Consider the following 7,168-nt stretch of genomic DNA (forward strand, 5'->3'; position numbering starts at 1 on the left):
CTGCGGCCGTAAGGAGACGAGAGAGAAAGGCGATGTGTATGAGTCAGCTCAACATGTCGAGGCGCGGGTTCGTGAAAGCCGCAGCCGCCACCGGAGCGCTTGCCGCATTCGGCGCGACGGCGGTCGACGGCGCGACGTTCCGCGAAGCGCATGCCGACGAGACGACCTCCCAAACAAAGAAGGTCTACACCTCGTGCCAAGCGTGCATCTGCAGCTGCGCCGTCATCGCGACGGTGCGCGACGGACGCGTCATTCGGCTCGAAGGCAATCCGGAAAGCCCCATCAGCCGCGGAGGCCTGTGCGCGAAGGGCCTTTCGGGCATCCAAGCGCTGTACAACCCCTGTCGCAACAAGTACCCCATGAAGCGCGTGGGGGAGCGCGGCACGAACAGCTTCGAGCGCATCAGCTGGGATCAGGCTATCGAGGAGATCGCGCAGAAGCTCACGCAGGACTTCTTCAAGTACGGCGGCGAGTCGCTGGTGACCTCTACGGGCGGCGGCGGGAACCCGCACTTCAGCTCGCCGTGTCGCTTCACGCAGGCGTTGGGATCGCCGAACATCTTCGAGCCGGGCTGCGCGCAGTGCTTCCTGCCGCGCATGGCCACGTTCTCGCTCATGTACGGCGGCAGCAAGTCGGGCACCACGTCGATGGCCGATTCCAAGTACGGCGGCTGTTCGTCGCTGTACTTCCCGGAGGACAATCCTATCCAGACGCTGGTCATGTGGGGCACCTGCACCAGCTACCACGCGCCCAGCGGTTCGGGGCGCGCCATTGCCGAGCTGCGCGCACGCGAGCAGGGGCTCAACATGGTAGTGGTGGACCCTCGCTTCACGCCCGATGCGGCTATGGCCGACGTGTGGCTGCCCATTCGTCCCGGAACCGACGTGGCGCTTATGATGACGTGGATCCGCTACATCATCGAGAACAAGCTGTACGACGAAGATTTCTGCAAGCGTTGGACGAACCTGCCGTACCTCATCGACACCGATACGAAGAAGATGCTGCGCGCCTACGAAGTGGGCCTGGGCGAAGCCGATGCGGAAGATGCGGAAAAGACGTTCGTGGTGTGGGATCAGAAGACGAACTCCGCGAAGGCGCTGCCATGGCCGTACGACGAAGCGCTGGACCCCGCGTTCTTCGGCACGTACGAGATCGACGGCGTCGAATACCCCACGGCGTTCACGCTGCTGCAGGAGCGCGTGGACGAATGGACGCTCGAAAAGGGCTGCGAGGTATGCTGCCTTGAGAAGGACCAGGTGGAGAAGGCCATCCGCATCTACGCGGAGAACGCGCCGTCCGGCCTGGTTCTGGGCGTGGCCACCGACATGAGCCCTCAGTCGGCCCAGGGTACGGAAGGCGCCTGCATCCTGGAGTTCTTGCTGGGCAACGTGGAGAAGCCGGGCGCGCTGCTGCAGCGTTTCCCCGACCCGCCGAACAAGGTGGATCTCGGCACTATGAACACGCTGGTCACAGGCGATATGCTGGAGAAGCGCCTAGGGTATCGCGAGCACAAGGGCCTGGGCATCTGGTCGCATGCGCACATCCCCACGGTGTTCAAGGCCATCACCACAGGCGAGCCGTACCAGCCGCGCAACTGGATGGAACGCTCTGGCAACAAGCATGCGATGATCGGCAACGCGGGGCAGCTGTCCGAGATCATCGATAAGATGGAGATGATCTGCCATCTGTACATGTACCCCACGGCCTTCACCATCGAAGCGGCCGATTACGTTCTGCCCACGCAGGAGTGGCTGGAGAGCTATTTCACCATCGCCCATGCGAACAAGATCATCATCCGCCAGCCGGTGGTGCACTTGTACGAAACGGTGAACGAGGGCGTCATTTGGTCGGAGATCGCGCATCGTTGCGCCGAGCTGGGCAATCCGTTCGCTCAGAAGGCCTTCGACAAGGAATACCTGGCAACGCTGGGCATCGATCTGGTGTACTGGCGCGGCCAGCAGGAAATGATGGACTTCCATATGGGCTCGCTGCCTATGAGCTGGGACGAACTGGCCGAGATGGGCGCGTACGAGTGGATCTCCAAGGAAGACTACCTGACGTATTACACCTACAAGACCATCGATCCGAAGACGGGCAAGGAGAAGGGCTGGAACACGCCGTCCAAGAAGGTCGAGCCGTATTCGGAAGGCACGCTCATGCTAGGCCGCACGGGCGAGCCGTGGGCGAGCGCCGAGGGCAAATCCTACGTCATGCCGCCGGCCGACGAAGATTACGATCCTTTGATCTACTATCTGGAGCCCGAGGAGACGAACCTCACCGATACGGAATATCCCATCATGCTGACCCAGGGACGCATTCCGCACTACCATCACGGCACGTTGCGCAACATTCCGTATCTGCGCGAGCTGTATCCGGTGCCGCTGGTCAGCATCCATCCCGAGACCGCCGAGAAGTACGGCGTGGAGGACGAGCAGTGGGTGTGGGTGGAAAGCCGTCGCGGCAAGGTGCGCGGGAAGGCGCATGTGACGGCGGGCATCGCAAAAGACGCCGTGCACATGGAACGCTTCTGGAATCCCGAGTACCTGGACACCGACACGCCGAGCAAGGCCTGGACTGAGATGAACGTGAACATCCTCACCAAGACCGACGGGCGTTACAGCCCCGAGCACGGCACGTACACGCTGCGCGGCTTCACGGTGAAGGTGTACCCGGCTCCCGAAGGCGCGCCTGAAGGCGCATGGATCAACCCGACCGATTTCGAACCGTGGATGCCTGAATTCAGCGAATCCACTGAGGTGGTGTTCAAATAATGGCTCATTACGCTATCGTCGTCGATCTCGACCGCTGCATCGGCTGCCACGGCTGCGAGATCGCCTGCAAGAACGAGAACAATATCGCATTGGGCGAGTACTGGAACAAGGTGGTGGAACGCGGGCCTTTCGGCGAATATCCCGATTTGGAGATGTATTTCCTGCCCACCATGTGCCAGCAGTGCCAGGATGCGCCCTGCGTGAACGTGTGTCCCACCGGGGCCAGCTATCGCGACGCCGACGGCATGGTGCTGGTGGACAAGGAGAAGTGCATCGGCTGCAAATACTGCATGATGGCCTGCCCGTACGGCGTGCGTTCATGGAACGCGGCCGAGAGCGTGGTGGAGAAGTGCACGCTGTGCGCGCATTTGTCCAAGAACGGCGAGCTTCCCATGTGCGTGCGCACGTGCTCGGCCGGCGCCCGGTTCTACGGCGATATCGACGACCCCTCGTCCGATGCGTCGAAGGCTCTTGCCGCGGCCGATCCCGCCAGCATCCACACCCTGCAAGATGTGGGGAACCATCCGGCGACGCACTACATTCTGTCGCCGAAACGCGCCGCTTGGAAGGAAGGTGAGTAGCCATGACGATCCAGTGGTCTTTGGTTCTGTTCACGGTGCTGTCGGGATGCGGTGCCGGACTGTTCGCCTGCACGGCCCTCGATGAATTTCGCGGAGGCGCGGCGTCGAAGGTGCGCTTGCCGGCATGCGCGGTGGCGGTGGCGCTGCTGGTGGTGGGCGGCATCGCGTCGGCTACGCACCTGTCGCACGTCGATCGCATGATGGCGGTGCTGGCTCATCCTACGGCGGGCATCTTCCTGGAAGCTTTGCTGCTGGGCCTGCTGGCGGTTTGCATCGCGGTATACGCGCTGCTGGTGAAGCGCGAGGCATCATCCGGAGCCCGCAAGGCGCTCGCCGCGACGGGTATCGTGCTGGCCGTGGCGTTCGCGTTCGCCTGCGGCGTGTCGTACATGATGACGTCGCGCCCGGTCTGGAACACCGTCGCGCTTCCGTTGGCCTACTTGGGAACGGCGCTGGCGACAGGTGCGGCGTTGTACCTGGTGATGTGTGCGGCGCTCAAGGTTGACGAGGGCGACGTGAAGAAAGCCGGCGTGTACGCGGCGGCGGGCGGTGCGCTGTCGCTGGTGTTGACGGTGGCGTTCGGCCTTGTCAGCGGTACCGCCTTCGGCGATCAGGCCGCGCTCTTCTGGGTGGCCGTGGTGCTGTGCGGTTCTGCGGCGCCGGCGGTTTGCGGCGTGCTGGTCGCGCGTAAATCCGGCGGCGCGCTTTCGTTGGGCGTGGTGGCGCTGGCGGGCGCTCTGGTGGGCTCCGTCGCCGTTCGCGCGGTGATGTGGCTGGTAGGCACGGCAGTGGCGAACTACTTCGGGTTCGCGTTGTAACCGGAGATCCCCCGAGCGCCGTATCGCGCGGCGCCCGGGTTCGAGGATGAAAGCAAGGCGAGAGTATGGCTGACTACACAAGGCGAGCCTTTCTGGGATTCACCGCCGCCACGGCCGCGCTCGCGGGCGTGGGCGCCTCGGCGATCGCCTTCGCGGGCGAGGGCGGGCTGCTGCGACCGCCGGGCGGCCAGGACGAAGGCGCGTTGGTGGCTGCATGCGTGAAGTGCGACCGCTGTCGCTCGGCATGCCCGACGAACGTGGTGGGGGTAGCGCATGTGGAGGATGGGCTGCTGCAAGCTCGCACCCCCGTGCTCGACTTCCACAAAGGGTACTGCGATTTCTGCGGAAAGTGCCAGACGGCCTGCCCGACCGGGGCGTTGGGGTCGTTCGATCCCCAGCGCGACAAGCTGGGCGTGGCGGTGGTGCAGAAGGACCGCTGCATCGCGTACTTCGAAGGATGCGTCGAATGCGAGAAGGCGTGCCCGTACGAGGCGATCGCGTTGGACGATGTCGGGCATCCGGTGATCGATGCAGCGAAGTGCAACGGTTGCGGCGTGTGCGAGAACGTGTGCCCCGCGCTCGTGTACCGTTCGTTCGCGGGCGGGTCTCGGCGGGGCGTTGTCGTGGTGGCGCCCGAGCGCTACGAGCGTTTGGGGAGGACGACGGTTGAGGGCGAGAGCGAGATGATCGTATGAAACGGGAAGGGAAGCGGCGCGTGAGGGCGTCGACGTTGCGCGTGCTGAGCGCGCTCGGCGTCGCGGCTCTCGTGTGCTTGGGGCTGGCGTTGCACACCGGCACCGGAACGCCCAGCTCGTTCGGCATCGCGGACATTGCGGCGCTCTGCCCGCTCGGCGGTGTCGAGGCGGCCATTGCTTCGAGAACGGTTGTCCCTCCCCTGCTCATCGGGCTGGCGATGGTCATAGTGCTGACGCTGCTGTTGGGCCGGGCCTTCTGCGCCTGGGGCTGCCCCGTCCCGTTGTTGAGGCGGGTGTTTCGAGGAAAGAAGGCCTCGAAGCGCGATGCTTCTTCACGGGATTCCGGGCCTCTCGATGTCCCGGCGTCCGAGCGCGGGGGTTTGCGCGATTCGCGCAACTGGGTGCTGGGCGGGGCCATCCTCTCGACGGCTGCGTTCGGGTTCCCGGTGTTCTGCCTTGTGTGCCCGGTCGGTTTGACGTTCGGAACGCTCGTCGTGGTGTGGAGGGTGTTCCAGTTCAACGAGGTCACCTGGTCGCTTCTGGTGTTTCCGGCCATGCTCGTGCTGGAGTTGGCAGTGCTGCGGAAATGGTGCCATCGGTTCTGTCCGCTGGGAGCGCTGCTGTCGTTGGTGTCGCGCGGCAACCGCACGTTCCGGCCGCAGGCGAACGTCGGGACGTGCTTGCATGCGGCTCACGGCGAGCGCTGCCATCGGTGCGCCGACGCGTGCCCGGAAGGCATCGACTTGCATGATCGGGCGGCTTCCGCTCCGCTCAACGAGTGCGTGAAGTGCCGCGAGTGCGCCGACGCGTGTCCCGTGCACGCTATCACGTTTCCATTCCTGTCCAAGAAACCCCTGCTCGAGCCTTCTGCGGCCGAGCGCGATACGAAGGAGGAGCAATGAGCGTCGAAGAGGTGTTCAAGGCTGCACCGGGATGCCAGAAGGTGCTGATGGCCGCGTTGGAAGCGTGTCGTACGCCGCGCACGCCCAGCGAGCTGGACTCGATCATGGACGAGGTGCTCCGATGTAACCGTTCGGTCTATCGTCCGGCGGAGCTGCGCGCGCTGCTGGAGCGCTACGGCGCGCTGGCATACGAACCCAGCGAGGAAGAGCAAGCGGCGCAAGCTGCCCTTGAAACGGGAGGGGAACCTGAACTTGTTGTAGACGAGGACGGCAACTTCGTGACGACTGCGCCGACCGAGGGCGTATGGGCGATCACCGAAGCCGGCGCTGCGTATCTCGATTCCGATCCTATCGGCGCGAAGGCGCAGGCGCTGCTGGCCAAGGACGCGGTCTACCTGCCGGTGTATCGCGCCTTGCTGGAGTTCGCCGCCGAATGCCCACGCGACAAAAGCGCCATCGACGCGGTGATCGACCCTCATCCGCTCGTGCAGAATCCGCGCTTGTTCGCCGGATATTTCCTGGGCGAGCTGGAGCGCATAGATGCAATGGAGTGGGCCGATGCCTGGCATGTCACGGAGCGCGGTCTCGACTTGCTGGAAGCGCTGCGCGATGGAGAAGACGACGAAAGCGGCGTTGCCGCGAAGGAGGCATGATGATTGACGAGGGAATGCGCGCCTTGGCCGAGGCGCTCCGGCAGCAGAGTGCGGCGTACGGGTTCGTGGCGCGTTTGTTGCGCACCGAGGTGGATGACGAGGCTCTCGGGAGGCTGCGCGCGATGAGGTTTCCTGCCGCGAGCGGCAACGATCATCTCGATGCGGGCTATCGAGGGTTGTGCGCTTATCTGAACGCAGGCGGAGAGCGCCAGCACGGCGATTTGGCCGTGGACTTCCTGCATACGTTCATCGGCGTGACGCAGGATCGAGAGCAGGTGGCTTTTCCGTACGAGTCGGTATACACCTCGCCTGAGCATCTGCTGATGCAGGATGCACGCGACGAAGTGCTGGCGGCGTACCGTGCGGCGAAGGTGGTGTTGGTGGACGAAGCGTGCGAGCCCGAGGATCATCTGGCGTTCGAGTTGGAGTTCATGCAGCTGTTGGGAGAGCGCGCCGCCGAGGCGCTGGAAGCGGGGGACGATGGATCGTGCGCGAACCTTTTGGAGGCTCGCCGTGCGTTTCTCGAGGAGCATCTGCTGAACTGGGTTCCCGATTTCGCCGACGACGTGCAACGCGTTGCACGCACGGGATTCTATCGGGCGTTGGCCGACATCGTGTTAGGGGTGCTTGAAACGGATCAAGCGTTCCTGGAAGACGTGCTGGACGATGCCGGGTTATAGGCAAGAAAGTGTGTCCGTTTTAGGGGTGTAAGGGCAGGTCAAACCCTCGATAAACCATCGTTTAAATT

The 7,168-nt window shown here is 63.9% G+C and carries 7 protein-coding genes; all 7 read left to right on the plus strand.

The features are described from left to right. The first annotated feature begins 38 nt into the window (after nucleotides 1–38). A complete protein-coding gene (locus GT590_RS13900) occupies nucleotides 39–2,771 on the plus strand; it encodes a molybdopterin-dependent oxidoreductase (RefSeq protein WP_114550402.1) in 2,733 nt (910 codons plus the stop codon). After that, complete coding sequence (locus tag GT590_RS13905; protein WP_009305160.1) at nucleotides 2,771–3,352, plus strand: 4Fe-4S dicluster domain-containing protein; 582 nt, start codon at nucleotides 2,771–2,773, stop codon at nucleotides 3,350–3,352. Before GT590_RS13900 ends, GT590_RS13905 begins: the two co-directional genes overlap by 1 nt. A gap of 2 nt (nucleotides 3,353–3,354) precedes the next feature. Beyond that, a complete protein-coding gene (locus tag GT590_RS13910) occupies nucleotides 3,355–4,170 on the plus strand; it encodes a DmsC/YnfH family molybdoenzyme membrane anchor subunit (RefSeq protein ID WP_009305159.1) in 816 nt (271 codons plus the stop codon). A gap of 65 nt (nucleotides 4,171–4,235) precedes the next feature. After that, the gene (locus GT590_RS13915) at nucleotides 4,236–4,865 is read left to right on the plus strand and encodes a 4Fe-4S dicluster domain-containing protein (RefSeq protein WP_009305158.1); all 630 of its coding nucleotides are present in this window, start codon (nucleotides 4,236–4,238) and stop codon (nucleotides 4,863–4,865) included. Beyond that, nucleotides 4,862–5,767, plus strand: a complete 906-nt coding sequence (locus GT590_RS13920) for a 4Fe-4S binding protein (protein WP_009305157.1) — start codon at nucleotides 4,862–4,864, stop codon at nucleotides 5,765–5,767. The genes GT590_RS13915 and GT590_RS13920 overlap by 4 nt, the downstream gene beginning before the upstream one ends. Next, the gene (locus GT590_RS13925) at nucleotides 5,764–6,420 is read left to right on the plus strand and encodes a hypothetical protein (RefSeq protein WP_009305156.1); all 657 of its coding nucleotides are present in this window, start codon (nucleotides 5,764–5,766) and stop codon (nucleotides 6,418–6,420) included. Before GT590_RS13920 ends, GT590_RS13925 begins: the two co-directional genes overlap by 4 nt. Beyond that, on the plus strand, nucleotides 6,420–7,100 hold the full coding sequence (locus GT590_RS13930) for a molecular chaperone (RefSeq protein ID WP_009305155.1): 681 nt from the start codon (nucleotides 6,420–6,422) through the stop codon (nucleotides 7,098–7,100). Before GT590_RS13925 ends, GT590_RS13930 begins: the two co-directional genes overlap by 1 nt. Nucleotides 7,101–7,168 lie beyond the last annotated feature (68 nt).

Origin of the sequence: Eggerthella sp. BIOML-A1 (genome assembly GCF_009875595.1) — a bacterium.
Taxonomy (GTDB): domain Bacteria; phylum Actinomycetota; class Coriobacteriia; order Coriobacteriales; family Eggerthellaceae; genus Eggerthella; species Eggerthella lenta.